The organism is Streptomyces sp. NPDC052687, from assembly GCF_040678395.1.
Taxonomy (GTDB): domain Bacteria; phylum Actinomycetota; class Actinomycetes; order Streptomycetales; family Streptomycetaceae; genus Streptomyces.
The window spans coordinates 53,845-79,042 of record NZ_JBFATR010000023.1; the positions used below are offsets into that span (position 1 = coordinate 53,845).

The following is a 25,198-nucleotide window of genomic DNA, read 5'->3' on the forward strand; positions in this document are numbered from 1 at the left end:
AGCGCCTCGTTTGAACGGCGGGCGGCGGGGCACCCGGCCTGCCCCGCCCGCGGGGCCCGGCGTGCCCGCCGCGGGGCCGGTGTGCCTCGGTGTGCCCGCCATGGGCCGACGTGGGCCGACGTGCGTCCGCCTGCCCCGGCGTGCGCCTCAGCGGGCGTTGAAGTACTTGGCCTCGGGGTGGTGGATGACGATGGCGTCCGTGGACTGCTCGGGGTGCAGCTGGAACTCCTCCGACAGGTGCACGCCGATGCGCTCGGGCTGGAGCAGGTCGGCGATCTTGGCGCGGTCCTCCAGGTCGGGGCAGGCGCCGTAGCCGAGGGAGAAGCGCGCGCCGCGGTACTTCAGCGCGAACATGTCCTCGATGTCGGCCGGGTCCTCGCCGGCGAAGCCCAGTTCGGAACGGACCCGGGCGTGCCAGTACTCGGCCAGCGCCTCGGCCAACTGCACGGACAGGCCGTGCAGTTCGAGGTAGTCCCGGTAGGCGTTGGACTCGAACAGCTTCGCGGTCTCCTCGCCGATGCGGGAGCCGACGGTGACGACCTGGAGCCCGACGACGTCCGTCTCTCCGGACTCCTCCGGGCGGAAGAAGTCGGCCAGACACAGCCGCCGGCCGCGGCGCTGGCGGGGGAAGGTGAACCGGGTGCGCTCGTTGCCCGCCTCGTCGAGGACGATCAGGTCGTCGTCCTTGGAGACGCACGGGAAGTAGCCGTAGACGACGGCCGCCTCCAGCAGGTTCTGCGACTGGAGCTTGTCCAGCAGGCCACGCAGCCGCGGCCGGCCCTCGGTCTCGACCAGCTCCTCGTAGGTCGGCCCCTGCCCGGTGCGCGCCTGCTTCAGGCCCCACTGGCCCTTGAACAGCGCGCCCTCGTCGAGCCAGCCGGCGTACTCCTTGAGCTGGATGCCCTTGACGACGCGGGTGCCCCAGAACGGCGGGGTGGGCACGGGGTTGTCGGTGGCGACGTCGGAGCGGACGTTGCCCTCCTGCGGGCGCTCCTCCGTCTCGACGGTGGCGGCCCGCACCCGGCGCTGCCTCAGCTCGGGCAGCTTGGCGCCGGGCACGCCCCGCTTGACGCCGATGAGGGCGTCCATCAGGCGCAATCCCTCGAACGCGTCGCGGGCGTAGCGGACTTCGCCCTCGTAGATCTCGTGGAGGTCCTGTTCGACGTAGGCGCGGGTGAGGGCGGCGCCGCCGAGGATGACCGGGTAGCGGGCGGCCAGGCCGCGGGCGTTCAGCTCCTCCAGGTTCTCCTTCATGATCACCGTGGACTTCACCAGGAGCCCGGACATGCCGATGACGTCGGCGCGGTGCTCCTCGGCGGCCTCCAGGATCGCGGAGACGGGCTGCTTGATGCCGAGGTTGACGACGTTGTAGCCGTTGTTGGACAGGATGATGTCGACGAGGTTCTTGCCGATGTCGTGCACGTCGCCGCGCACGGTGGCGAGCACGATGGTGCCCTTGCCGTCCTCGTCGGTCTTCTCCATGTGCGGCTCCAGGTAGGCCACGGCGGTCTTCATGACCTCCGCGGACTGGAGCACGAACGGCAGCTGCATCTGGCCGGAGCCGAACAGCTCGCCGACCACCTTCATGCCGTCGAGCAGCGTCTCGTTGACGATCTCCAGCGCCGGGCGCCGGCTGAGCGCCTCGTCCAGGTCGGCTTCCAGCCCGTTGCGCTCGCCGTCGATGATGCGCCGCTTCAGGCGCTCGTCCAGCGGCAGCGCGGCCAGCTCCTCGGCCTTGCCCGCCTTCAGCGACTTGGCGGTGGCGCCCTCGAACAGCTGCATGAGCTTCTGGAGCGGGTCGTAGCCCTCGCCGCGGCGGTCGTAGATCAGGTCGAGGGCGGTGCTGACCTGCTCCTCGTCGAAGCGGGCGATCGGCAGGATCTTCGACGCGTGCACGATCGCCGAGTCCAGGCCGGCCTTGACGCACTCGTCGAGGAAGACGGAGTTCAGCAGGATGCGGGCGGCCGGGTTCAGGCCGAAGGAGATGTTCGACAGACCGAGGGTGGTCTGCACGTTCGGGTGGCGCTTCTTCAGCTCGCGGATCGCCTCGATGGTGGCGATGCCGTCCTTGCGGGACTCCTCCTGACCGGTGCAGATGGTGAAGGTCAGGGTGTCGATGAGGATGTCCTCCTCGCGGATGCCCCAGTTGCCGGTGAGGTCAGCGATCAGCCGTTCGGCGATCTCGACCTTCTTCTCCGGTGTGCGGGCCTGGCCCTCCTCGTCGATGGTGAGGGCGATCAGCGCGGCACCGTGCTCCTTCGCCAGCTGCGTGACCTTGGCGAACCGGGACTCCGGGCCGTCGCCGTCCTCGTAGTTCACCGAGTTGATCACCGCGCGGCCGCCCAGCTTCTCCAGCCCGGCGCGGATCACGTCGACCTCGGTGGAGTCCAGCACGATCGGCAGGGTGGAGGCGGTGGCGAACCGGCCGGCCAGCTCCTCCATGTCGGCGACGCCGTCGCGGCCGACGTAGTCCACGCACAGGTCGAGCATGTGCGCGCCCTCGCGGATCTGCTCGCGCGCCATCTCCACGCAGTCGTCCCAGCGGCCCTCCAGCATGGCCTCGCGGAACTTCTTGGAGCCGTTGGCGTTGGTGCGCTCGCCGATCGCCAGGTACGCGGTGTCCTGGCGGAACGGCACCGACTGGTACAGCGAGGCGGCGCCCGGCTCGGGGCGCGGGTCGCGCTCGACCGGGCGCAGGCCGCGGACGCGCTCGACGACCTGGCGCAGATGCTCCGGCGTGGTGCCGCAGCAGCCGCCGACCAGGGACAGGCCGTAGTCGCGGACGAAGTTCTCCTGGGCGTCCGCCAGCTCCGGCGCGGTGAGCGGGTAGTACGCGCCGTCCTTGGTCAGCTCGGGCAGGCCGGCGTTGGGCATGCAGGACAGCGGGACGCGGGCGTGCCGGGAGAGGTGGCGCAGGTGCTCGCTCATCTCGGCGGGACCGGTCGCGCAGTTCAGGCCGATCATGTCGATGCCGAGCGGCTCCAGCGCGGTGAGCGCGGCGCCGATCTCGGAGCCGAGGAGCATGGTGCCGGTGGTCTCGACGGTGACCGAGACGATCAGCGGCACGTCGTATCCGGCGACCTTCATCGCGCGGCGGGCGGCGATGACGGAGGCCTTGGTCTGGAGGAGGTCCTGAGTGGTCTCGACGATCAGGGCGTCGGCGCCGCCGGCGAGCAGGCCCTCGGCGTTCTGCTGGTAGGCGTCGCGGATGGCGCGGAAGGTGGTGTGGCCGAGGGTGGGGAGCTTGGTGCCGGGGCCCATGGAGCCGAGCACCCAGCGCGGGCGGCCGTCGCGGGCGGTGTGGGCGTCGGCGGACTCGCGGGCGATGCGGGCGCCGGCCTCGGACAGTTCCAGGACCCGCTCGGCGATGTCGTACTCGGCGGCGGCGGTGAGGTTGGCGCCGAAGGTGTTGGTCTCCACGCAGTCCACGCCGACCGCGAAGTAGGCGTCGTGCACCGAGCGGACGATGTCCGGCCGGGTGACGTTCAATACCTCGTTGCACCCTTCGAGGTTCTGGAAGTCCTCGAGGGAGGGTTCCTGGGCCTGGAGCATGGTGCCCATCGCTCCGTCGGCGACCACCACGCGGGTGGCGAGGGCCTCTCGGAGCGCGGACGCGCGGGTCCGGCTGTCGGTGGTAGGGGTCGGCGGCAACGAGGCCATGTAAGGGCTCCCTGAGATGCGACGGCTGTCGGCTTTGCGAGGTGCCTCGGGGCGCGGTCGGGGACCGTCCCAGGGGCGGGCGCACGCCGTCAGAGTAACCGCCTGCGGGGCCCTATGGTCAGGGGCGTCCACGTGACGGACGAGGATGGTCGCCGCGGACGGCACCGGACGGGGCGCCGGGTTTCGGCCATCCGGGGCGGCCGCAGGACAGACAGTCGGTGTCGACCATTAGCGAGAGGTCGGCATGGACCGGTAGTGTTCGACATTGCCGAACGGCGGCAGCGACGTCGCCGCTCGACGGTCGAAGGGGACGGAGGCAGGACGGCGATGGCACGGAACATCCAGTCGCTCGAGCGGGCGGCCGCGATGCTGCGACTGCTCGCGGGCGGCGAGCGGCGGCTGGGCCTGTCGGACATCGCCTCGGCGCTGGGCCTGGCCAAGGGCACCGCCCACGGCATTCTGCGCACCCTCCAGCAGGAGGGGTTCGTCGAGCAGGACGACGCCTCCGGGCGCTACCAGCTGGGCGCGGAGCTGCTGCGCCTGGGCACCACCTATCTCGACGTCCACGAGCTGCGGGCGCGCGCCCTGGTGTGGACCGACGACCTGGCCCGCTCCAGCGGGGAGAGCGTGTATCTGGGGGTGCTGCACCAGCAGGGCGTGCTGATCGTGCACCACGTCTTCCGCCCCGACGACAGCCGGCAGGTGCTGGAGATCGGCGCCATGCAGCCGCTGCACTCCACGGCGCTGGGCAAGGTGCTGTCGGCGTACGATCCGGTCGCGCACAGCGAGGCCGTGGAGGCCGACCGCAAGGCCTTCACCGAGCGCACCGTCTGCGAGCTGGCCCCCTTCGAGCAGATCCTCGACCTCACGCGCGCGCGGGGCTACGCGGCCGACGTGGAGGAGACCTGGGAGGGCGTGGCCTCGATCGCCGCCCCCATCCACGACCGGCGCCGCATGCCGGTCGGCGCGGTCGGCATCACCGGCGCGGTGGAGCGGGTGTGCCGGGACGGCGAGCTGCGGCCCGAGCTGATCGCGGCGGTGCGGGACTGCGCCCGCGCGGTCTCGCGGGACCTGGGCGCCGGGCGCTTCTGAGGCCGGGGAGGCCGCGGAGGACAGCAGGAGGCGCGGCAGGCTGCGGGGGCCGTCCCCGTGGCGCCCTTCGCGCCGCACGCGGGACTTCTCCGACCGCGACGCCTCGGACGCCTCGCCGCGACGCCTCAGCGGACGTTTTACCGGGACGCCGGACGGCGCTCCGGCGATCGGCGTACCCGAATTCGGGCATATTGGACATGACGCCGGGAAATCCCCGACATCCGGCAACTCTGCCCATTGTGGCATCGAAGATCGATAACTCCGCACGATCAATAACGATCGTGCTTTCGATAACGGAACCCTTGACGCATGCGCGACCGCCCGACAAGACTCCCGTCCATCGGTCGGCATTGTCGAACACTTACCGGCAATACGCGCTAGAGTGTGACAACGCCAAGGGCCGGCACAGCTCTCACCCCCGAGGGCGCAGAACCTCCGTTGGGACACGGGGTTCGGCTTCCCCTGGACGAAGGACAAAGGAGTCGCGGGTGTCCAGCTCCGACATCTTCATCGGCGAGACCATCGGTACCGCCATACTCATCCTGCTCGGCGCCGGCGTCGTGGCCGCCGTCGTGCTCAAGGCCTCCAAGGCCCGCAACGCCGGCTGGCTCGCCATCACCTTCGGGTGGGGTTTCGCCGTGCTGACGGCCGTCTACATCTCGGCGCCGCTGTCCGGCGCCCACCTCAACCCGGCCGTGACGCTCGGCATCGCCATCAAGGACGGCGAGTGGAGCAACGTCCCCACCTACTTCGCGGGACAGCTGCTCGGCGCCATGATCGGCGCCACGCTCGCCTGGGTGGCGTACTACGGACAGTTCCGGGCCCACCTCACCGACCGCGAGATCGTCGGCGGGCCGGGCACCCAGTCCACCAAGGCCGTCGAGGCCCGGGAGGCCCAGGCCGGCCCGGTGCTCGGCGTCTTCTCCACCGGCCCCGAGGTCCGCAACGTGGCGATGAACCTCGCCACCGAGATCATCGGCACCTTCGTGCTGGTGCTCGCGGTCCTCACCCAGGGCCTCAACGACAGCGGCAAGGGCCTCGGCCCGCTCGGCGGACTGATGGTCGCGCTGGTCGTGGTCGGCATCGGCCTGTCGCTCGGCGGGCCGACCGGTTACGCCATCAACCCCGCGCGCGACCTCGGCCCGCGCATCGTGCACGCGCTTCTCCCCCTGCCCAACAAGGGTGGCTCCGACTGGGGCTACGCCTGGATCCCGGTCGTCGGACCGCTCATCGGCGCCGCGCTCGCGGCGGGCCTCTACAACCTGGCTTTCGCCTAGAGGTTCGCTGGAGCATCAGCGCACCACCCCAGTCCGTTCGACGAGAACCCCAGGAGCACACAGTGACCGACACCCACACCGCCGGCATCGCTTCTCACGGGCACGGCCCGTTCATCGCCGCCATCGACCAGGGCACCACCTCCAGCCGCTGCATCGTCTTCGACCGGGACGGCCGGATCGTCTCCGTCGACCAGAAGGAGCACGAGCAGATCTTCCCGAAGCCCGGCTGGGTCGAGCACGACGCCACCGAGATCTGGACCAACGTCCAGGAGGTCGTCGCCGGGGCCATCGAGAAGGCCGGCATCACCCGCGACGACATCAAGGCCATCGGCATCACCAACCAGCGCGAGACCACCGTGCTGTGGGACAGGAACACCGGTGAGCCCGTCCACCACGCCATCGTCTGGCAGGACACCCGCACCGACGCCCTCTGCAAGGAGCTGGGCCGCAACGTCGGCCAGGACCGCTTCCGCCGCGAGACCGGCCTTCCCCTCGCCTCCTACTTCGCCGGCCCCAAGGCCCGCTGGCTGCTGGACAACGTCGAGGGCCTGCGCGAGCGCGCCGAGGCCGGGGACATCCTCTTCGGCACCATGGACAGCTGGGTCATCTGGAACCTGACCGGCGGCGCCGACGGCGGCAAGCACGTCACCGACGTCACCAACGCCTCCCGCACCCTCCTGATGAACCTGCACACCATGCAGTGGGACGAGAGGATCTGCGAGTCCATCGGGGTCCCGCGCGCGATGCTCCCGGAGATCCGCTCCTCCGCCGAGGTCTACGGCGAGATCACCGGCGGCCGCCTCGGCGACCTGCTCGGCGGCATCCCGGTCGCCTCCGCGCTCGGCGACCAGCAGGCGGCCCTGTTCGGCCAGACCTGTTTCTCCGAGGGCGAGACCAAGTCGACGTACGGCACCGGCACCTTCATGGTGATGAACACCGGTGACAAGCTCATCAACTCCTACAGCGGCCTGCTGACCACGGTCGGCTACCAGATCGGCGACCAGAAGCCGGTCTACGCCCTGGAGGGCTCGATCGCCGTCACCGGCTCCCTGGTGCAGTGGATGCGCGACCAGATGGGCCTGATCTCCACCGCCGCCGAGATCGAGACGCTCGCCCTCTCGGTCGAGGACAACGGCGGCGCGTACTTCGTCCCCGCCTTCTCCGGCCTGTTCGCCCCGTACTGGCGCTCCGACGCCCGCGGTGTGATCGCCGGTCTGACCCGGTACGTCACCAAGGCGCACCTGGCCCGTGCCGTGCTGGAGGCCACCGCCTGGCAGACCCGCGAGATCGCGGACGCCATGACGAAGGACTCCGGCGTGGAGCTGGCCACCCTCAAGGTCGACGGCGGCATGACCTCCAACAACCTGCTGATGCAGACCCTCGCCGACTTCGTGGACGCCCCCGTGGTGCGCCCGATGGTCGCCGAGACCACCTGCCTCGGCGCCGCCTACGCCGCCGGTCTCGCCGTCGGCTTCTGGAACAGCACCGACGACCTGCGCGCCAACTGGCGCCGGGCCGCCGAGTGGACCCCCCGCATGGACGCGGAGACCCGCGCCCGTGAGTACAAGAACTGGCTCAAGGCCGTCGAGCGGACCATGGGCTGGCTCGACGACGACGAGAACTGACCGCGGGCCACCGGCTCCGCGGCGCGTTCTCAGCCGAGCTCTGATGAGGAGTAAGAACCCGACATGACCAGTCAGTCCACCCTGCAGTCCGTGCCTGCCCTCGGTACGCGCCCGGCCTTCGGCGTAGGCCCGAGCCGTGCCGAGACCCGGGAGCGGCTCGCCAAGGCGTCGTACGACCTTCTCGTGATCGGCGGCGGCATCCTGGGCATCTCCACCGCCTGGCACGCCGCACAGGCCGGTCTGAGGGTGGCGCTGGTCGACGCCGGCGACTTCGCCGGCGCCACCTCCTCCGCCTCCTCCAAGCTGCTCCACGGCGGTCTGCGCTACCTGCAGACCGGCGCGGTGAAGCTGGTGGCGGAGAACCACTTCGAGCGCCGTGCGGTCTCCCGCCAGGTGGCCCCCCACCTGGCGAACCCGCTCACCTTCTACCTCCCCGTGTACAAGGGCGGGCCGCACGGCGCGGCGAAGCTGGGCGCGGGTGTGTTCGCGTACTCGATGCTGTCGGCCTTCGGCGACGGCGTCGGCCACCTGCTGTCCCCCGCCAAGGCGGCGGCGGACGTGCCCGAGCTGCGCACCGAGAACCTGAAGGCCGTGGCCGTGTACGGCGACGACCAGATGAACGACGCCCGGATGGCGCTGATGACGGTCCGCGCGGCCGTCGAGGCCGGTGCGGTCGTCCTCAACCACGCAGAGGTCACCGGCCTGCGCTTCACCAAGGGCCGGGTGACCGGCGCCGAGCTGAAGGACCGGATGTCCGGTGACGAGTTCGGCGTGGACGCCCGGCTGGTGCTGAACGCGACCGGCCCGTGGGTGGACCACCTGCGCCGGATGGAGGACCCGAACGCCGCGCCGTCGATCCGGCTGTCGAAGGGCGCGCACCTGGTCCTGAAGCGCACCTCCCCGTGGAGGGCCGCGCTGGCCACCCCGATCGACAAGTACCGCATCACCTTCGCCCTGCCCTGGGAGGACATGCTCCTGCTGGGCACCACGGACGAGGAGTTCGAGGGCGACCCGGCGGACGTCGCGGTCAACGACAAGGACATAGCCCAGATCCTCGACGAGGCCGCGTTCTCCATCCGCGACCAGCAGCTCGACCGCGATCTGATCACCTACGCCTTCGCCGGTCTGCGGGTGCTGCCGGGCGGCCCCGGCGACACGGCCAAGGCCAAGCGCGAGACGGTCGTCACCGAGGGCAGGGGCGGGATGCTGTCCGTCGCGGGCGGCAAGTGGACGACCTTCCGCCACATCGGCCGTACGGTGATGCGCAAGCTGGAGTCGCTGCCGGGCCACCCGCTCGGCGAGGACTTCGAGCCGATCTCGTCGCTGCCGAAGAAGCTGCCGCTGCCCGGTGTCGCCAACCCGCGCGCGGTCGCCCACCGGCTGCTGGTCGACGGCCCGGCGCCCGGCCCGCGCATGGCGGCCGACACCGCCAGGCACCTGGCCACCCACTACGGCTCGCTGGCCTTCGACATCGCCCGTCTCGCCAACGAGAACCCGGAGCTGGGCCGGCGGGTCCACCCGGACGCGCCGGAGATCTGGGCGCAGGTCGTCTGGGCCCGCGACCACGAGTGGGCCGAGACGGTGGACGACGTGCTGCGCCGCCGTACGACGCTGACGATCCGCGGTCTGGCCACGGACGAGGTCCGCGCCAAGGTCCAGGACCTGCTGGACGAGAGGAAGTAGCGGCTCCAAGCAGCACGGCTCGCGCGCCGGCTCTTCCCTGACCGCCGCCGGCAGCCGAGGCCCGGCCCCCACCGCACTGGGGGGCCGGCACGCGAAGGGGCGGCCTCCGCACCGACGGAGCCGCCCCTTTCGCATGCCCCGGTGCGCGGGGGTGGCCGCGGGCGCCCGGGCGACCGGCGTTGTCAGTGCCGCGTGCTTCGATGGACGGCATGAACACGGAACACGCGGATCCGGGGGAACTCGCGGCGCTGCGCGCGGCCTTCGGCGTCGACGACGGCGGGGCGTCCGCCCTCGGCTGGGAGAAGGTGCGCGCCTTCGAGGCGGAGCACGCGATCGTGCTGCCCGAGCCCTACCGCACCTTCGTCGCGGAGATCACCGACGGCTCGTACCAAGGGCCGCCGGAGTTCGGCCTGCTGGCACTCGGCGAGCTTCCGCAAGGGTCGCAGCACGGCCCCGCCGACCGCGACCTGAGCAAGCCCTTCCCGCTCACCGAGGCCTGGCTGTGGGAGGAGGACGACGACGAGCCGGACCTCGACGCCGTCTTCCGGCACGGCTCGGTCGTGCTGGGCACCGACGGATGTGCCATGGACTGGCATCTGATCGTCACCGGCCCGCACCGCGGGCACATATGGCAGATCACCGACGTGGGCGCCCTGCCCTTCGGCGCCGGGTTCGGTCACACCACCGGCGCCCCCGGCTTCGCCGGCTGGGTCGCGCACTGGGCGGCGGGCAAGGAGTGGTTCGACGCCGCCGCTCCCTGACCGCGGGGTGTTCCGGGGGGACCTTCGGGGCAGTGATCCGTTCACTCCCCCGTGCAAGGGGGCTGCGGGCGCCCTCGCCGCACGCCGTAAGGTTGGGACGTCAAGCGAGGGCACGTCGGAAGGAGGCACTGGGTGATCGAGCTCGAGGGGGTTCCCGAGCTGATCGACCCGGTCATGGTGGCCGCGTTCGAGGGCTGGAACGATGCCGGCGACGCCGCCTCCACCGCGGTCGCGCACCTGGAGCGGGAATGGAAGGGCGAGGTCTTCGCGGCGCTGGACGCCGAGGACTACTACGACTTCCAGGTGAACCGCCCCACGGTGTTCATGGACGGCGGCGTCCGCAAGATCACCTGGCCGACGACCCGGCTGTCGGTGGTCCGCGTCGGCGGCGACAAGCCGCGTGACCTGGTGCTGGTGCGCGGCATCGAACCGTCCATGCGCTGGCGCTCGTTCTGCAACGAGCTGCTGGGCTTCGCCCATGAGCTGGGCGTGGAACTGGTGGTGATCCTGGGCGCCCTGCTGGGCGACACCCCGCACACCCGTCCGGTGCCGATCAGCGGGACCACGTCCGACCCGGACCTGGCCCGCCGCATGGATCTGGAGGAGACCAAGTACGAGGGCCCCACGGGCATCGTCGGCGTCCTCCAGGAGGCCTGCACGCACGCGGGCGTCCCGGCGGTCTCGCTGTGGGCCGCCGTACCGCACTACGTCTCGCAGCCGCCCAACCCGAAGGCGACGCTGGCCCTCCTCAACCGCCTGGAGGACCTGATCGACGTGCGGATCCCGCTGGGCGAGCTGCCCGAGGACGCGCGTGCCTGGCAGGTGGGCGTGGACCAGCTGGCCGCCGAGGACAGCGAGGTCGCCGAGTACGTGCAGACGCTGGAGGAGGCCCGCGACACCGCGGAGCTGCCGGAGGCGTCCGGCGAGGCGATCGCCCGCGAGTTCGAGCGGTATCTGCGGCGCCGGGACGGCGGCCGGGACGGCGGCCCCGGGGACCGTACGCGCCCGCCGATGCCGCCGAAGCCGGGCACGGAGGACGGGGAGTCGCCGGAGGACTGAGCGCTGTGGCGAAGGGCGGTGCGGACACGTTCCGCACCGCCCTTCGCCGTGAGCCGAGCCGGACCGGCCGCTACAGGGCGACGCCGAGCAGCGCGTCCACGGCGCGGGTGACGACACCCGGCGCTCCGGTGTCCTCGCCGCCGCGCTCGTGCTGGAGGGCGGCCCAGCGGTCGACGGCGGCCAGCGCGGCCGGCGCGTCGAGATCGTCGGCCAGGGCCTCGCGGATCTCCTCGACCAGCGTGTCGGCGCCCGGCCCGTCGGGGCGGGAGACGGCGGAGCGCCAGCGCGCCAGCCGCTCCTCGGCGTCCCGCAGCACCTGGTCGGTCCACTCCCAGTCGGCCCGGTAGTGGTGGGCGAGCAGGGCGAGCCGGATCGCGGCCGGGTCGACGCCGTCGCGGCGCAGCTGGGAGACGAAGACCAGGTTGCCCTTGGACTTGGACATCTTCTCGCCGTGCAGGGCGACCATGCCGGCGTGGACGTACGCCTTGGCCATGGGGAACTCGCCGGTCAGCACCTGGGCGTGCGAGGCGCCCATCTCGTGGTGCGGGAAGGCGAGGTCGGAGCCGCCGCCCTGGACGTCGAAGCCCATGCCGAGGTGGTCGAGGGCGATGGCGACGCACTCGATGTGCCAGCCGGGGCGGCCGCGGCCCAGCGAGCCGCCGTCCCAGCTGGGCTCCCCCTCGCGGGCGGCCATCCACAGCATCGGGTCCAGCGGGTTCTTCTTGCCGGGGCGGTCCGGGTCGCCGCCCCGCTCGGCGGAGAGCAGCCGCATCGCGGCGGCGTCCAGGTTCGAGACCCGGCCGAAGTGCGGGTCGGTCTCGACGGAGAAGTAGATGTCGCCGTCGAGTTCGTAGGCCGCGCCCATGTCGCGCAGCCGCTCCACCAGCGGCACGATGCCGGGTATCGCCTCGACGGCGCCGATGTAGTGCTTCGGGGGCAGCATCCGCAGGGCCGTCATGTCCTCACGGAAGAGCGCCGTCTCCTTCTCGGCGAGCGCGACCCAGTCGACGTTGTCGCGCTGCGCCCGCTCCAGCAGCGGATCGTCGACGTCGGTGACGTTCTGGACGTAGTGGACCTGCCGCTTGGTGTCCAGCCAGACGCGCTGGACGAGGTCGAACGCGTTGTAGGTCGCCGCGTGACCGATGTGGGTCGCGTCGTACGGGGTGATGCCGCAGACGTAGATACGGGCGACGGGGCCGGGATCGAGGGTGACCAGAGTGCCGGTCGCGGTGTCGTGGATCCTCAGGTCGCGGCCCTGACCAGGCAGGGCGGGGACCTCGGAAGCGGGCCAGGCATGCATGTCCTGAGCCTAACCGGACTGGAGTTCCGTATACGAACCGGACCAGGCCATATGGCCGGGAAGGCGCTCTTGCGCGTTCCCGGCGGATGTGCCGGGGACGGGATGTCTCACACCGGCGGCCAGGGGATGGCCGGCCACTCCCCGCTGGGCTCCGGGTGGACCTTGGCGGCCAGCAGGGCGTCGACCCGCGCGCGGGTGGCTTCCAGCTCGGCGGGCGTGATCAGACCGGTGAGGCGTCCGGCGAGCGTCGCGCCCTCCCTCAGCTGCTCGCGCAGCCCGCCGAGGACCGTGACGGCCTCCTCGGTGAGCGGCTGCCCGGCCCAGCCCCACAGCAGGGTGCGCAGCTTGTTCTCCACGTTGAAGGTGACGCCGTGGTCGATGCCGTAGAGCCGGCCGTCCGCGGCGGGCAGCAGATGGCCGCCCTTGCGGTCGGCGTTGTTGATCACCGCGTCGAGCACCGCGAGCCGCCGCAGCCGGGGGTCGTCGGCGTGCACCAGCAGCGCGGTGCGCCCCTCCCCCACCTCGGCCAGGCCGATCGCCTTCCAGCCCGGCCCCGGCTCCTCGTCCTCGACGAGGGCCAGCAGTTCGCTGCCGGGGGCGGCCTCGATCCACAGCTGGACCATGCCCTCGCCGTACGGGCCGTCGCGCAGCACGGTCGGCGGCACCAGGCCCCAGCCGGTGGCCTCGGAGACCAGGTAGGCGGCCACCTCGCGTCCGGCGAGGGTGCCGTCGGGGAAGTCCCACAGCGGGCGCTCCCCGGCGACCGGCTTGTAGACGCAGGCGGTCTCCTCGCCCTCGTGCGTGACCGTGCAGTACAGCGCCGCGTTGGAGGCGTCACGGATCTGTCCGCGTACGGTCAGCTCACCCTCGGCGAGCAGGTCCGCCGGCGTCATGCTCCGCGGCGGTATCCGTTCTGGCGCGGACATACGTGTCCTTCCGGGTCGAGCGGCAGGCTGCACAGCGGGCAGGGCGGCCGGCCGGCGTTGACGACGTCGAGGGCGCGCTTGGCGAAGGCTCTGGCCTGGGCTCCGGTGAGCCGGACCCGCAGCATCGGGGGCCCGTTCTCGTCGTCCTGGAGCAGCCGCTCCTCGGCCTCGGCCAGGTCCTCGTCGGAGTCGGCGTCGATCTCCACGAGGGCCTGCGCCTCGACGATCATGCGCTGCTCCTCGCCGTCCCAGGCGAGGGCCATGGTGCCGACCCGGAACTCCTCCTCGACGGGGGTGTCCAGCGGGGCGGTGTCGGTGATCTCGGCGGGGGCGACGGCCGGCACGGCGGCGCTGCCGCCGCTACGCCGTACGACCTCGTCGAGGAGTTCGTCCATGCGCTCGGCGAGCGCCGCGACCTGTGTCTTCTCCAGGGCCACGCTGGTCACCCGGGAGCCGGCGGAGGCCTGGAGGAAGAACGTACGGCGCCCGGGCAGTCCGACCGTGCCGGCCACGAAGCGGTCCGGTGGGTCGTAGAGGAACACCTGACGGGACACGTCCTGTCTCCTGGAATCGTCTGGACTTGTGGATCGGCATCGACGGATCGGCATCGACTTCGGGACCGACTGACCGCTTCACCCTACTGCGGCCGACGATCACGGTGCGCCCGCACCACCCCCGACGGGCGCCTCCTCGGCCGGCGGTTCCTCGCGCGGCACCAGCGACGCGAAGTCGCCCGTGTCGCCGAGGCGCAGGAGAAAGGGGCGCAGCCGGGTGTAACGGATCGCGGTGATGGAACACGGTTCCACACTGATCCGCTGGAAGAGGTCGAGATGAAGTCCGAGGGCGTCCGCGACGAGCGACTTGATGATGTCGCCGTGCGAACACATCAAGTACACCGCGTCCGGCCCGTGATCGCGCTCCACGCGCGCGTTCCACTCGCGTACGGCCTCGGCGGCGCGGGTGGCCATCGCGCGCATCGACTCGCCGCCGGGGAAGGCGGCGGCCGACGGGTGCGCCTGCACGACGTCCATCAGCGGCTCTTCCTTGAGGTCGGCGAGCTTGCGGCCGGACCAGTCGCCGTAGTGGCACTCGCCGATGCGTTCGTCGGTGTGCGCGGTCAGGCCGGGGCGGGCGTCGAGCAGCGGGCGGACGGTCTCCTGGCAGCGCTCCAGCGGGCTGGTGACGACCTCGGCGAGCGGCAGCCCGTCGAGGCGGGCGGGCAGGGCGGCGGCCTGGGCGGCGCCGCGCTCGTCGAGCCGCACGCCGGGCGTCCAGCCGGCGAGCAGTCCCTCGGTGTTGGCGGTGGAACGTCCGTGCCGGACGAGGATCAGCGTGGGCATGGCGCCCAGCGTAGGCGTACGCCGGGGTGTGGTGGTGGGCCGGTGAAGGGAGAAAGCACTCAGTGATCGTCGATTGTGCCGTCTACCGGGACGGGCACCGGGTCAAGGGTCCCGGGGACCTGTCCGACGCCCTCGATCAGGCGCGGGCCGGGGGCGGGTTCGTGTGGATCGGGCTGCACGAGCCGAGCGAGGAGGAGTTCGCCCACGTCAGCGAGGAGTTCCGGCTCCATCCGCTGGCCGTGGAGGACGCGCTGAAGGCCCACCAGCGGCCCAAGCTGGAGGTGTACGACGACTCGTTGTTCCTGGTGCTGAAGCCGGTGGTGTACGAGCCGGAGAGCGACACCGTGTCCTCCGGGGAGCTCATGGTGTTCCTCGGCGAGGGCTTCGTGGTGACCGTCCGGCACGGCGAGGGCGCGCCGCTGGCCGCCGTGCGGCGCCGGCTGGAGCAGGAGCCGGAGCTGCTGGTCAAGGGGCCGACGGCGGTGCTGTACGCCGTGTCCGACGCGACCGTCGACCACTATCTGGAGGTCGCGGCGGAGTTGCAGAACGACCTGGAGGAGCTGGAGACGGAGGTGTTCTCGCCCGAGGGCGGGGGCTCGCGGCACATCGCCTCGCGGATCTACGGCTTCAAGCGGCAGATCCTGGAGTTCCGCCGCGCCACCGGCCCGCTGGCCCTGCCGCTCACCCGGCTCGCCGGGAACGGGCAGTTCGGCGGGGCGGTGCCGTTCGTCGACGACCGGGCGCGGCCGTTCTTCCGGGACGTGCAGGACCACCTCACGCGCGTGAACGAGTCGGTGGAGGCGCTGGACCGGCTGGTGTCCGACGTGCTGTCGGCGCATCTGGCGCAGATGAGTGTGCGGCAGAACGACGACATGCGGAAGATCTCCGCGTGGGCGGCCATGGCCGCGGTGCCGACGATGATCGCGGGCGTCTACGGCATGAACTTCGAGCACATGCCGGAGCTGCGGTGGGTGTGGTCCTATCCGGCGGTGATCGTGGTCATGGCGGTGCTGGAGGTGGGCCTCTACCGGCTGTTCAAGGGGCGGGGGTGGCTGTGAGGGCGCGGGGCTCGGCCGGGTCCCGGGTCACACGCACTCCGGGGCCGGCTCCGCCGGGCCGCCGAGGGCGTCGCGGCGCTGCGGGGTCGTGCAGGGAGAGCATGCGGCGCCAGCCGGCCAGGCGTTCGTACGCGGAGACCGCGTGGAGGCCGGCCGCCGGCAGGACCGACCTGGCCCTACCAGCCGAGGACCGAGGGCGCCGGCCCCGGCACCCTCGGCGCCGTGGCCGGCGCGGGCGAAGCCGAGCAGTTCCTCGTGGCAGTACGCGAGGTGGTCGTCCTCGTCCTCGGAGATCATCCTGACCGCGCGCGGTCTCGGGCGGGACGGGGACCGGGGTCAGGCCCCGCTTCCTCATCAGGGCGGTGCGGATCCGGTCGTGTTTGTCCTCGTCGGCGCCGTGCCGCACGGTTGCGGGGGCGAGGTCGCGCTCGGCCGCGTGCGACAGGTGTGCCGGACCACTCCGCCGAACGGAGGACGGCGGGGGCTGTGCCGCGGGCGCGCCGGAAGCGTGGCCGAAGGCGTGCCCCGAGGCGGGCGGGGCCGTGCGGGGCCGTGCGGGAGGCGTAACCCCGGGCGCGGCGGCGCGTTGTTCCGCGTGACGGCCGTGGCGGGGTAGACCCCCGAGCCCCCACCACGGCCGTGGGAATTCCGCTACGCGAGACCGGCGCGCTCCAGGGCCTCGGTGCCGGCGCGGAGCGAGGCGATGCGCTCGTCGAGGGTGAAGCCCGCGGGCGCCAGCGACAGCGTCGTGACCCCCGCCTCGGCGTAGGCCTTCATGCGGTCGGCGATGCGGTCGACGGAGCCGAGGAGGGTGGTCTTGTCGATCAGGTCGTGCGGTACGGCGGCCGCGGCGCCCTGCTTGTCGCCGGAGAGGTACTTCTCCTGGATCTCGGCGGCCTCCTTCTCGTACCCCATGCGCCGGGCGAGCTGGTTGTAGAAGTTCTGCTTGGGACTGCCCATGCCGCCGACGTAGAGGGCGGTGTACGGGCGGAAGGTGTCGGCGAGGGCGGCGATGTCCTTGTCGTCGCCGACGGCGAGCGGGAGGGTGGGGCAGACGTCGAAGCCGTCGAGGGTCTTGCCGGCCTTCGCGCGGCCCGCGCGCAGGTGCTTGATCGCGGTGTCCTCGAGGTGGTCGGCGGAGGGGAAGATCAGCAGGGCGCCGTCGGCGATCTCGCCGGTCTGTTCGAGGTTCTTGGGGCCGATCGCGGCGATGTACAGCGGGATGTGCTCGCGCTGGGGGTGGACGGTGAGCTTGATGGGCTTGCCGGGGCCGCCGGGGAGCGGGAGGGTCCAGTGCTCGCCGTCGTGGGTGAGGCGTTCGCGGGACATGGCCTTGCGGACGATCTCGACGTATTCGCGGGTGCGGGAGAGGGGCTTGTCGAACTTGACGCCGTACCAGCCCTCGGAGACCTGGGGGCCGGAGACGCCGAGGCCGAGGCGGAAGCGGCCGCCGGAGAGGGAGTCGAGGGTGGCGGCGGTCATGGCGGTCATCGCGGGCTGCCGGGCGGGGATCTGGAAGATGGCCGAGCCGACGTCGATGCGGGTGGTCTGGGCGGCGACCCAGCTGAGTACGGTCGCGGCGTCGGAGCCGTAGGCCTCGGCGGCCCAGCAGACCGCGTAGCCGAGGCGGTCCGCTTCCTGGGCGACGGCGAGGTTGTCCGCGTCCATTCCGGCGCCCCAGTAGCCGAGGTTGATGCCGAGCTGCATGGCCTTCCCCTTACTCATCAGTAACGTCCCTTGTGGGGCAGACCCTACCGGGTGCGCGGCGGGTCGGGGCCGCGCCAGGGGTGTCCGTCGCGGTCGTCGCGCCGTCGGCTGTTCGGCTGTGCGGCGGGGTCCTGCCGTGGGCGGCATCGGTTGTCCACAGGCGATCCACGGCAAGGTTCTGGCCAGTAATCTCGGCGGTCATGGAGCAGAGGCATCTCGGCCGGACCGGCCTGCGTGTGTCCCGGATCGGGCTCGGCACCCTGACGTGGGGCCGGGACACCGATGAGCATGACGCCGCGGACCTGCTGAAGACGTTCTGGGAAGCGGGCGGGACGCTGGTCGACACGGCGGATGTGTACGGGGACGGGGAAGCGGAGTACCTGCTCGGGCGGCTGATGGACGGGCTGGTGCCGCGGCGGGAACTGGTCATCTCGACCAAGGCCGGGAGCGTGCCGGATCCGGACCGGCGGTTCGACGGGTCGCGGGGACACCTGCTGGCCGCGCTGGACGCCTCGCTGGCCCGGCTGGGGACCGACTACGTCGACGTGTGGCACGTGCACGCGTTCGACCCCGAGACGCCGCTGGAGGAGACCCTGCACGCGGTGGACCTGGCGGTGAGCAGCGGGCGGGTGCGGTATGCCGGGGTGTCCAACTTCTGCGGGTGGCAGCTGGCGAAGGCGGCGACGTGGCAGCTGGCGGCGCCCGGGACGCGGACCCGGCTGGCCAGTACGCAGATGGAGTACTCGCTGTTGCAGCGCGGGGTCGAGCGGGAGGTGCTGCCCGCCGCGATCGACCTGGGGATCGGGCTGCTGCCCTCGTCACCGCTGGGACGGGGCGTGCTGACCGGCAAGTACCGCAACGGGGTACCCGGGGACTCGCGCGGGGCCTCGGAGCATCTCGCGCCGTTCGTCGAGCCGTATCTCGACGACACGGCGAGCCGGATCGTGGACGCCGTCACCACCGCGGCGGACGGGCTCGCGGTGACGCCGTTGCAGGTGGCGCTGGCGTGGGTGCGCGACCGGCCCGGAGTGGCCGCGCCGATCGTGGGCGCGCGCACCGCGCAGCAGCTCACGGCGGCATTGTCAGTGGAGGCGCTTAGTCTTCCTGACGAGATCTGCCGGGCGCTCGACGATGTGTCGGCGCCCGTGCACCGCTATCCCGATCACGACTGGAGCACGCTGTGAGCACGGAGCCGGAGACCACCGAGGACGCCGCGCGGGAGACGCCGGGCGCCGAGGCGGAGGGCGGCACCCCCGAGGGCGCGGAGACGGCGGGCGCCGCAGAGACGGCGGGCGCGGAGACGGCGGGCGCCGAGGCGGCGCGGCTGTCGGAGGCCGAGGCGGAGCTGGCGGCGCAGCGGCTGGAGCGGGAGCGGATCGAGCGGCGCAAGGCGGAGAAGAAGCGGATCGAAGCCGGCACGAAGCTGAGCGGGAAGGCCGCCGACCTGCTCGCCGCGGTGCGGGCCGTGGAGAGCGGCGAGAAGCCCGTGGCCGCCGTGTTCGCCGAGCCGGAGCCGGTGCGGCGGCCCGCGCCGGAGCCGGTGCGGCGCACGCAGCCGGTGGCCCCGGTGACGGCCGCTCCCGCGCCCGAGGTGGTGGACGGGGTCGGCCGGGTGCTCGCCGAGGGCGGTGCGCCGCAGGCGCTGGCGCCGCAGGTCGTCGCCGTGCTCGGGGACGGCGCTCAGGAGCGGCTGCGGGCCGATCCGTGGCTGCTGCTGAGGGTCGGCGGGGTGCGGCCGGAGCAGGCCGACGGGTTCGCGCGGGCGCTGCTCGGCGCGCAGTGCGGCCCGGACGACGAGCGGCGGCTGCGCGCGCTCACCGTCTGGCTGCTGGAGCAGGCCGCGCTGGCCGGGCACACCGCGCTGGAGCTGCCGGCGCTGACCGCGGCGCTGGCGCAGCGGGGCGTGCCCGATCCTGACGCGGCCGTGCAGGACGCCCTCGCGGAGGGCGAGGTGCTGGCCTTCCAGGACGGCTTGGAGGAGTCCGGCGAAGAGGAGTCCGGGGAGGAGTCCGGGGAGGGCGGGGCCCAGGAGCCGGTGCGGGTCCTCGTCGGGCTGGAGCGGTACGCGCTGGCGGAGGAGAGCCTGGCCGACGGACTCGCGCGGCTGATCGGCTCGGTACCGAAGGAGGCCGGTGCGCCGGCGGACTGGGACCGGGTCGCGGCGGCGGCCCAGGGGTCCGCCGCCGAACTGGTCCGGGCGGTCGCCGGGCACGGTCTGGTGCTGCACACGGGCGGTGAGGCGGCCCGTGCCGAGGCCGTGGAGCTGCTGGACTCGGCGCGCGAGCTGGGGCTGCGCGCGTGGGCCGCCGTGCACAGCCCGCTGGGGCGCGGGCGGTCCGCGGAGCGGGACCGGGTGGTCACCGTGGCGGGGCTGCTGTCCGGGGCCGAGGGACCGGGGCGGGACGCCGAGGGGGCACTGGACCTGGATCTGCTGGTGGTGCTCGACGCGCCCCAGCTGGACGTGGAGGCGGGCGCCTCGCTCGTCGAGTCGCTGCCCGACGGGGCCCGGCTGGTGCTGTCCGGGGATCCGGCGGTGCTGTGGTCGGCGGGACCCGGCCGGGTCTTCGCGGATCTGCTGGCCGCGCGGCGGGTGCCGCAGATCGCCTCCCGGCGCCCGGATCCCGGACCGCTGGGCGAGCTGGTGTCCGGGATCGGCATCGGTGAGCTGAACCAGGTCGAGGCGCCCGGCAAGGAGATCGTGATCGTGCCCGTGCGGGACGCGGGCGAGGCCGTGCACCGGACGGTGCAGCTCGTCGCGGACTCGGTGCCGCGGGCGATCGGGGTGCCCCCGGAGGAGACCGTGGTGATCACGCCGGGACACGGCGGCGCCGCGGGGACGCGGGTGCTGAACGCGGCGCTGAAAGAACGGCTGAATCCCGGCCCCGGCCGCTTCGGCGGTTTCGACCCCGGCGACCGGGTCGCCTACTCCCCCGCGCCCGGCCGCACGGTGCCGGGGCGGGTGGTCGGGGCCGACGCCGAGGGGCTGCGGCTGTCGTGCGCGGACGAGAACGTCGTCGTGCCGCGCGAGCGGGTCGAGCAGTGTGTACGGCACGGGTGGGCGCTGACCGCGCACCAGGCGGTCGGGGGCCGGTGGCCCGCGGTGGTCGCGGTGCTGCCCGGCGACGCCGCGCGGATCCTCACCCGGGCCTGGATCTACACCGCCTTCGGCCGGGCCGAGCGTCATCTGTCCGTCGTCCAGGGCGTGGAGCAGGCGCTGCCGAGGGCCGTCGCGGAGGGCCTGTCCAAGCCGCGCACCACGCGGCTGCCCGACCTGCTGCGGCCCGAGGCGCCCGCGGCCGAGTAGGACGGTGGCCGAGCAGTACGGCGGCCGGGTAGGACGGCGGCCGGGAGACGGTGGCCGGGCGGGACGGCTGAGCGGGGGGTCGGACGAGGAACGGCGGCCACGGGGGTTCCCGTGGCCGCCGTGACGCCTGGGGCGGATGGGTCAGCGGTCCGCGTCGAGCGGCTCCAGTTCCTCGTCCTCGTCGAGGTCCAGGTCGTCGTCCCCTTCCTCTTCCTCTTCCAGTTCCGCCTCCAGCTGCTCGGAGTCGGGTTCGTCGTCCAGGTCCTCGTCGAAGACCGCGCTGACGTCGAAGCGGCACACCACCCGCTGCTGGTCGACGGAGTCGAACGGGGCCGACAGCCACTCGCCGGGCTCCGGGAGGTCGTCCGCGGCGGTCACCCACATCGTGGAGTCGCCCTCCTCAAGCCCGAACTCCTTGTGCCGGGAGGCGATCTCGTCCGGTTCGAACTCGCCGAACAGGATGCCGAGCGCGCCGTTGACACTCTCCGCGGCGTCCGCGTCCGTGCCCTCGTCCGCCGTCACGATCCGCCGGGCCTGCGCCATCAGCCGCTGTGGGTGGGCCACCGCGTAGTCGCGGCGGATCAGCACACTGAGCGCGTTCGGCTCGTCGGGCCCGGTGTACGGCGGCAGTGAGTCGTCCGCTCCGGGGATCTCGAAGGGCGTGACCTCGTCATAGCGGTCGTAGAGCAGTTCGTCGTACGCCTCTGCGGCCGCGGCCAGCTGGTTGAACGCCTCGTAGACGGCCGGGTCGTCCTCCCCCGACCGGCGTTCGACCGCGGCGAGATGGCGGTCGAGCGCGGTCTTGACCGCCTCGGCGGCGGCGCGTACCTCGGCAGCGGTGGGCTGCGCAGCATCAGACATACTGCAGACGCTATCCGTACCGGACCCCAGCACGCACAATAGATGCGATGCCGGAATACGAATTTGTCGACGTGTACGTACCGCGCGGGGTCTCCCGCAAGGACGCCACACGTCTGCTGACGGACCATGCCGAGTACGGACACTGGGAGTTGCACCGCCTGAGCCTGCTGCGCGACGGCAGCCGCAAGGTGCGGTTGCGCCGGCGGATCATTCGCCAGACGCGTGCCACGTGGTGAGGTGAGAGGCACATCGGAGCGGGCCCCGCCGGACGGCGGGGCCCGCTCCGTTTCCGGTGCGTGCGTTACGCGGAGGCGCGTGCCCTGCGGTACAGGACGGTGCCCGCCACCAGCGCTCCCGCGCCGAGGGACGCGGCGGTCCCGAGCGGCAGGCCGCTGCCGGTGTCCGCGAGCCGGGCGTCGGCCCGCGGCTGGGTGACGGACTGGACGTCGGGCCGGCTGCCGGGGCCGTGGTCGTCCGGGGTGGTGCCGCCGGCCTGGGGCGGGGTGCCCGGAGTGCCGGGGCTCACCGGGGTTCCCGGGGTGCCGGGATCCGTGGGGCCGCCCGGGGTGCCGGGCTGATCCGGGGTGCCCGGCGGGGTGGTGCCGGGAGGTGTCGTCCCGGGCGGGTTCGTGCCCGGCGGGTTCGTGCCGGGCGGCGTCGTGCCGCCGCCGTCTCCCGGCGGGGTGGGGTGACCGCCGCCGGAGCCGCTGTCCTCGTTGGCGCAGTCGTCGCCCGTCGCGGTGTTGCCGACGCCGATGACGTCGACGGTGTTGCCGCAGACGTTGACCGGCGCGTGCACCGGCGCCTGGACGTGGTTGCCCGAGGCGACGCCGGGCGAGTCGGAGGCGTGGCCGTCCGCGTGCGCGCCGCCGTGGCCGCCCGGGGCACCGTGGCCGCCCGGGTGGTGGTGGCTGTGGTTCCCGCAGGAGTTGCCGGCCGCCGGGTTGAGCACCCCGACGACGTCGACGCTGTTGCCGCACGCGTTGACCGGCGCGTACACCGGCACCTGCACGGTGTTGCCCGAGGCGACGCCGGGTGAGTCGGACGTGTGGCCGCTCGCGTGCGCGCCACCGGAGCCGCCCGAGCCGCCGGTGCCGTGCGTGTCGCCGTACCCCCCTGAGCCGCCGTGGCCGTGGCTGTGGTTCCCGCAGGAGTTGCCGGCCGCCGGGTTGAGCACCCCGACGACGTTGACGGTGTTGCCGCAGACGTTGACCGGTGCGTGCACCGGCGCCTGCACGGTGTTGCCGGACAGCACGCCGGGCGAGCCGGCGGCGGAGCCGGCCGCACCCGCGGAGTGCGCGTGGGCCTGGCCGCCGGCGGCGGCGATCACCCCCGTGGCGGCCGCCACGGTCATCAGGCCCTTGCGGGTGGCCTGTCGCATTGCTGAATCCCCTTCGACGTCGTGACAGAACCGGGAAGAGCGTTCGGCCCCGGAGCGCATGGCGCGCGCTCCGGGGCCGAACGGCTCAGACCCTCATGAGGCGAGGCCCGATGTCACTTGTTGACGCAGTAGTTGCCGAAGGCGGGGTTCAGCACGCCGATCACCGAGACCGTGTTGCCACAGACGTTCACGGGGATGTGCACGGGCACCTGGACAACGTTGCCGGACGCGACGCCCGGGGAGTGCACGGCGGCACCCTGGGCACCGGAGTCGGCGACGGCCATGCCCGCACCCGCGAGAACCAGTCCACCGGTGGCGGCGGCAGCGGCGACAACCTTCTTGATCATTAATTCCTCCTGGTTGGCAAGGTGATCCCACGTTCGGATCACATCACCGATAACGAGGAGGGACTAATAGAGCTACGACCCTATGAGCGCATTCACCCGTCCCGGCGGGGGCCCGCACGCGTGCCCGAAAAGTGAAGTCGCGTTTCAGCGGGACGAATCAGGACGCGTCGATGAAGCGGTCGAGCACGCGGACGCCGAACTTCAGCCCGTCGACCGGGACCCGCTCGTCCACGCCGTGGAACATGCCGGCGAAGTCCAGCTCCGGCGGCAGCTGGAGCGGCGCGAAGCCGAAGCAGCGGATGCCGAGGTCGTCGAAGGACTTGGCGTCGGTACCGCCGGAGAGCATGTACGGCACGGCCCGCGCGATCGGGTCCTCGGCGGCCAGGGAGCTCTGCATGGCGTCCACGAGCCGGCCGTCGAAGTCGGTCTCCAGCGCCTTGTCGGCGTGCACGTCCTCGCGCTTCACCCGCGGGCCGAGGATGCGGTCGAGGTCGGCGAGGAACTCCTCCTCGTAGCCGGGCAGGAAGCGGCCGTCGACGTGGGCGGTGGCCTGGCCGGGGATGACGTTGACCTTGTAGCCGGCGCCGAGCATGGTGGGCGCGGCCGAGTTGCGCAGGGTGGTGCCGATCATCTTGGCGATGCCGCCGAGCTTGGCGAGGGTCTCGTCCATGTTCTCGGGGTCCAGCTCGGTGCCGAGCGCGTCGGACAGCTCGTCGAGGAAGGACCGTACGGTCTTGGTGACGCGGACCGGCCAGGTGTGGCGGCCGAGGCGGGCGACGGCGTCGCACAGTTCGGTGATCGCGTTGTCGTTGTTGGTCATGGAGCCGTGGCCGGCCGTGCCCTCGACGGTCAGCCGCATCCAGTGCATGCCCTTCTCGGCGGTCTCGACGAGATAGAGCCGCAGCTTCTCGTTCACGGTGAAGGAGAAGCCGCCGACCTCGCCGATCGCCTCGGTGACGCCCTCGAACAGGTCCGGGTGGTGGTCGACCAGGTGGCGGGCGCCGTAGGTGCCGCCGGCCTCCTCGTCGGCGAGGAAGGCGAGCACGATGTCGCGCGGGGGCTTCCGGCCGGTGCGCAGCCGGTCGCGGACGACCGCGAGGGTCATCGCGTCCATGTCCTTCATGTCGACGGCCCCGCGCCCCCAGACGCAGCCGTCGGCGACCTCGCCGGAGAAGGGGTGGTGGGTCCAGTCGTCGGCGTTGGCCGGGACGACGTCGAGGTGGCCGTGGATGAGCAGGGCGGGCCGGGTGGGGTCCGCGCCCTCGATCCGGGCCACCGTGGAGGCGCGGCCGGAGTGGGATTCGAAGATCTTCGGCTCCAGTCCCACCTCGGCGAGCTTCTCGGCGACGTACTCGGCCGCCTTGCGCTCGCCGGGGCCGGAGTGGTCGCCGTAGTTGCTGGTGTCGATCCGGATCAGCTCGCTGCAGAGGTCGACGACCTCGTCCTCGCCGGTGACGCCCCGGCCGGTGCCCGTCTGGCTCACGCTGCTTCCTCCCGCTGTCGCCGCTGGTGGTTCCTCCACATCCTCCCCCTCCGGCCTGCCGGGCCCAAGCGCGGGCCCGGCCCGTCATACGCCGTTCACGGGAGACCGGACCGAGACCCGGGGGTGATCGGCCACCCCCGAAAGCCTGGTAATGTTTACGTCGTCGCCGCGGGGGAAACCGCCCCGCACGACAGACACCTTGTCCGGGTGGCGGAATGGCAGACGCGCTAGCTTGAGGTGCTAGTGCCCTTTATCGGGCGTGGGGGTTCAAGTCCCCCCTCGGACACCAGCCGGATCCCCCGGTCGCTGCGGCGGCCGGGGGATCCGTCGTTTC

At 72.4% G+C, this 25,198-nt stretch carries 20 protein-coding genes, 1 tRNA gene and 1 pseudogene; 11 read left to right on the top strand and 11 right to left on the bottom strand.

Annotation, left to right across the window (positions count from 1 at the left end):
* Positions 1-147 precede the first annotated feature (147 nt).
* A complete protein-coding gene (gene metH / locus AB0K92_RS19755) occupies positions 148-3,660 on the bottom strand; it encodes a methionine synthase (protein ID WP_365924506.1) in 3,513 nt (1,170 codons plus the stop codon).
* A 327-nt stretch (positions 3,661-3,987) separates the two neighbouring features.
* On the opposite strand from metH, the gene AB0K92_RS19760 reads away from it, so the two are divergent.
* The 6 genes from AB0K92_RS19760 to AB0K92_RS19785 all read left to right on the top strand — a co-directional run bounded on the left by AB0K92_RS19760 (position 3,988) and on the right by AB0K92_RS19785 (position 11,157).
* Positions 3,988-4,752, top strand: a complete 765-nt coding sequence (locus tag AB0K92_RS19760) for an IclR family transcriptional regulator (RefSeq protein WP_165996975.1) — start codon at positions 3,988-3,990, stop codon at positions 4,750-4,752.
* Positions 4,753-5,240: 488 nt separating this feature from the next.
* On the top strand, positions 5,241-6,029 hold the full coding sequence (locus AB0K92_RS19765) for an MIP/aquaporin family protein (RefSeq protein WP_365924508.1): 789 nt from the start codon (positions 5,241-5,243) through the stop codon (positions 6,027-6,029).
* 86 nt (positions 6,030-6,115) lie between these two features.
* Positions 6,116-7,654 carry a glycerol kinase GlpK gene (glpK, locus tag AB0K92_RS19770; RefSeq protein ID WP_365924567.1) on the top strand — a complete coding sequence of 513 codons (1,539 nt, stop codon included), beginning with the start codon at positions 6,116-6,118 and terminating at the stop codon, positions 7,652-7,654.
* Positions 7,655-7,717: 63 nt separating this feature from the next.
* Positions 7,718-9,337: a glycerol-3-phosphate dehydrogenase/oxidase gene (locus tag AB0K92_RS19775; RefSeq protein WP_365924510.1), complete on the top strand. Its 1,620-nt coding sequence runs from the start codon at positions 7,718-7,720 to the stop codon at positions 9,335-9,337.
* A 209-nt stretch (positions 9,338-9,546) separates the two neighbouring features.
* The gene (locus tag AB0K92_RS19780) at positions 9,547-10,098 is read left to right on the top strand and encodes an SMI1/KNR4 family protein (RefSeq protein WP_365924512.1); all 552 of its coding nucleotides are present in this window, start codon (positions 9,547-9,549) and stop codon (positions 10,096-10,098) included.
* A gap of 132 nt (positions 10,099-10,230) precedes the next feature.
* Positions 10,231-11,157: a PAC2 family protein gene (locus tag AB0K92_RS19785; protein WP_165996981.1), complete on the top strand. Its 927-nt coding sequence runs from the start codon at positions 10,231-10,233 to the stop codon at positions 11,155-11,157.
* Between the two features lie 70 nt (positions 11,158-11,227).
* Here the strand turns inward: AB0K92_RS19785 and mshC are convergent, their stop codons facing one another.
* The 4 genes from mshC to AB0K92_RS19805 all read right to left on the bottom strand — a co-directional run bounded on the left by mshC (position 11,228) and on the right by AB0K92_RS19805 (position 14,723).
* A complete protein-coding gene (mshC, locus tag AB0K92_RS19790) occupies positions 11,228-12,457 on the bottom strand; it encodes a cysteine--1-D-myo-inosityl 2-amino-2-deoxy-alpha-D-glucopyranoside ligase (RefSeq protein WP_365924515.1) in 1,230 nt (409 codons plus the stop codon).
* A 107-nt stretch (positions 12,458-12,564) separates the two neighbouring features.
* Complete coding sequence (locus AB0K92_RS19795) at positions 12,565-13,383, bottom strand: SCO1664 family protein (RefSeq protein ID WP_365924517.1); 819 nt, start codon at positions 13,381-13,383, stop codon at positions 12,565-12,567.
* The gene (locus AB0K92_RS19800) at positions 13,347-13,937 is read right to left on the bottom strand and encodes a DUF3090 domain-containing protein (RefSeq protein WP_165996987.1); all 591 of its coding nucleotides are present in this window, start codon (positions 13,935-13,937) and stop codon (positions 13,347-13,349) included. Before AB0K92_RS19800 ends, AB0K92_RS19795 begins: the two co-directional genes overlap by 37 nt.
* Before the next feature lie 99 nt (positions 13,938-14,036).
* The gene (locus AB0K92_RS19805) at positions 14,037-14,723 is read right to left on the bottom strand and encodes a histidine phosphatase family protein (RefSeq protein WP_365924519.1); all 687 of its coding nucleotides are present in this window, start codon (positions 14,721-14,723) and stop codon (positions 14,037-14,039) included.
* Between the two features lie 62 nt (positions 14,724-14,785).
* Between AB0K92_RS19805 and corA the strand changes: the two genes are divergently transcribed.
* Positions 14,786-15,781 (top strand): magnesium/cobalt transporter CorA, encoded by a 996-nt coding sequence (gene corA, locus AB0K92_RS19810; protein ID WP_365924521.1) that lies wholly within the window; start codon positions 14,786-14,788, stop codon positions 15,779-15,781.
* A gap of 27 nt (positions 15,782-15,808) precedes the next feature.
* On the opposite strand, the pseudogene AB0K92_RS19815 reads toward corA, so the two are convergent.
* A pseudogene (locus AB0K92_RS19815) lies at positions 15,809-16,211 on the bottom strand (ferritin-like domain-containing protein); the annotation flags it as partial.
* A 221-nt stretch (positions 16,212-16,432) separates the two neighbouring features.
* Entirely contained in the window at positions 16,433-17,488 is a 1,056-nt protein-coding gene (locus tag AB0K92_RS19820; RefSeq protein WP_365924569.1) for an LLM class F420-dependent oxidoreductase, read from the bottom strand.
* Between the two features lie 200 nt (positions 17,489-17,688).
* Between AB0K92_RS19820 and AB0K92_RS19825 the strand changes: the two genes are divergently transcribed.
* Together AB0K92_RS19825 and AB0K92_RS19830 are read left to right on the top strand one after the other, a co-directional pair.
* Positions 17,689-18,672, top strand: a complete 984-nt coding sequence (locus AB0K92_RS19825) for an aldo/keto reductase (protein WP_165996993.1) — start codon at positions 17,689-17,691, stop codon at positions 18,670-18,672.
* Positions 18,669-20,792: a helix-hairpin-helix domain-containing protein gene (locus AB0K92_RS19830; RefSeq protein ID WP_365924523.1), complete on the top strand. Its 2,124-nt coding sequence runs from the start codon at positions 18,669-18,671 to the stop codon at positions 20,790-20,792. The genes AB0K92_RS19825 and AB0K92_RS19830 overlap by 4 nt, the downstream gene beginning before the upstream one ends.
* A 141-nt stretch (positions 20,793-20,933) precedes the next feature.
* On the opposite strand, the gene AB0K92_RS19835 is transcribed toward AB0K92_RS19830, so the two are convergent.
* Positions 20,934-21,653: a hypothetical protein gene (locus tag AB0K92_RS19835; RefSeq protein ID WP_365924525.1), complete on the bottom strand. Its 720-nt coding sequence runs from the start codon at positions 21,651-21,653 to the stop codon at positions 20,934-20,936.
* A gap of 47 nt (positions 21,654-21,700) precedes the next feature.
* On the opposite strand from AB0K92_RS19835, the gene AB0K92_RS19840 reads away from it, so the two are divergent.
* A complete protein-coding gene (locus tag AB0K92_RS19840) occupies positions 21,701-21,889 on the top strand; it encodes a DUF5703 family protein (protein WP_165996999.1) in 189 nt (62 codons plus the stop codon).
* Between the two features lie 65 nt (positions 21,890-21,954).
* On the opposite strand, the gene AB0K92_RS19845 is transcribed toward AB0K92_RS19840, so the two are convergent.
* From AB0K92_RS19845 to AB0K92_RS19855, 3 genes are all read right to left on the bottom strand, one after another.
* A complete protein-coding gene (locus tag AB0K92_RS19845) occupies positions 21,955-23,034 on the bottom strand; it encodes a chaplin (protein ID WP_365924528.1) in 1,080 nt (359 codons plus the stop codon).
* 113 nt (positions 23,035-23,147) lie between these two features.
* Entirely contained in the window at positions 23,148-23,381 is a 234-nt protein-coding gene (chpH, locus tag AB0K92_RS19850) for a chaplin ChpH (protein WP_365767853.1), read from the bottom strand.
* 157 nt (positions 23,382-23,538) lie between these two features.
* The gene (locus AB0K92_RS19855; RefSeq protein ID WP_365924530.1) at positions 23,539-24,864 is read right to left on the bottom strand and encodes a M20/M25/M40 family metallo-hydrolase; all 1,326 of its coding nucleotides are present in this window, start codon (positions 24,862-24,864) and stop codon (positions 23,539-23,541) included.
* Between the two features lie 201 nt (positions 24,865-25,065).
* Between AB0K92_RS19855 and AB0K92_RS19860 the strand changes: the two genes are divergently transcribed.
* Positions 25,066-25,153, top strand: a tRNA-Leu gene (locus tag AB0K92_RS19860).
* Positions 25,154-25,198 lie beyond the last annotated feature (45 nt).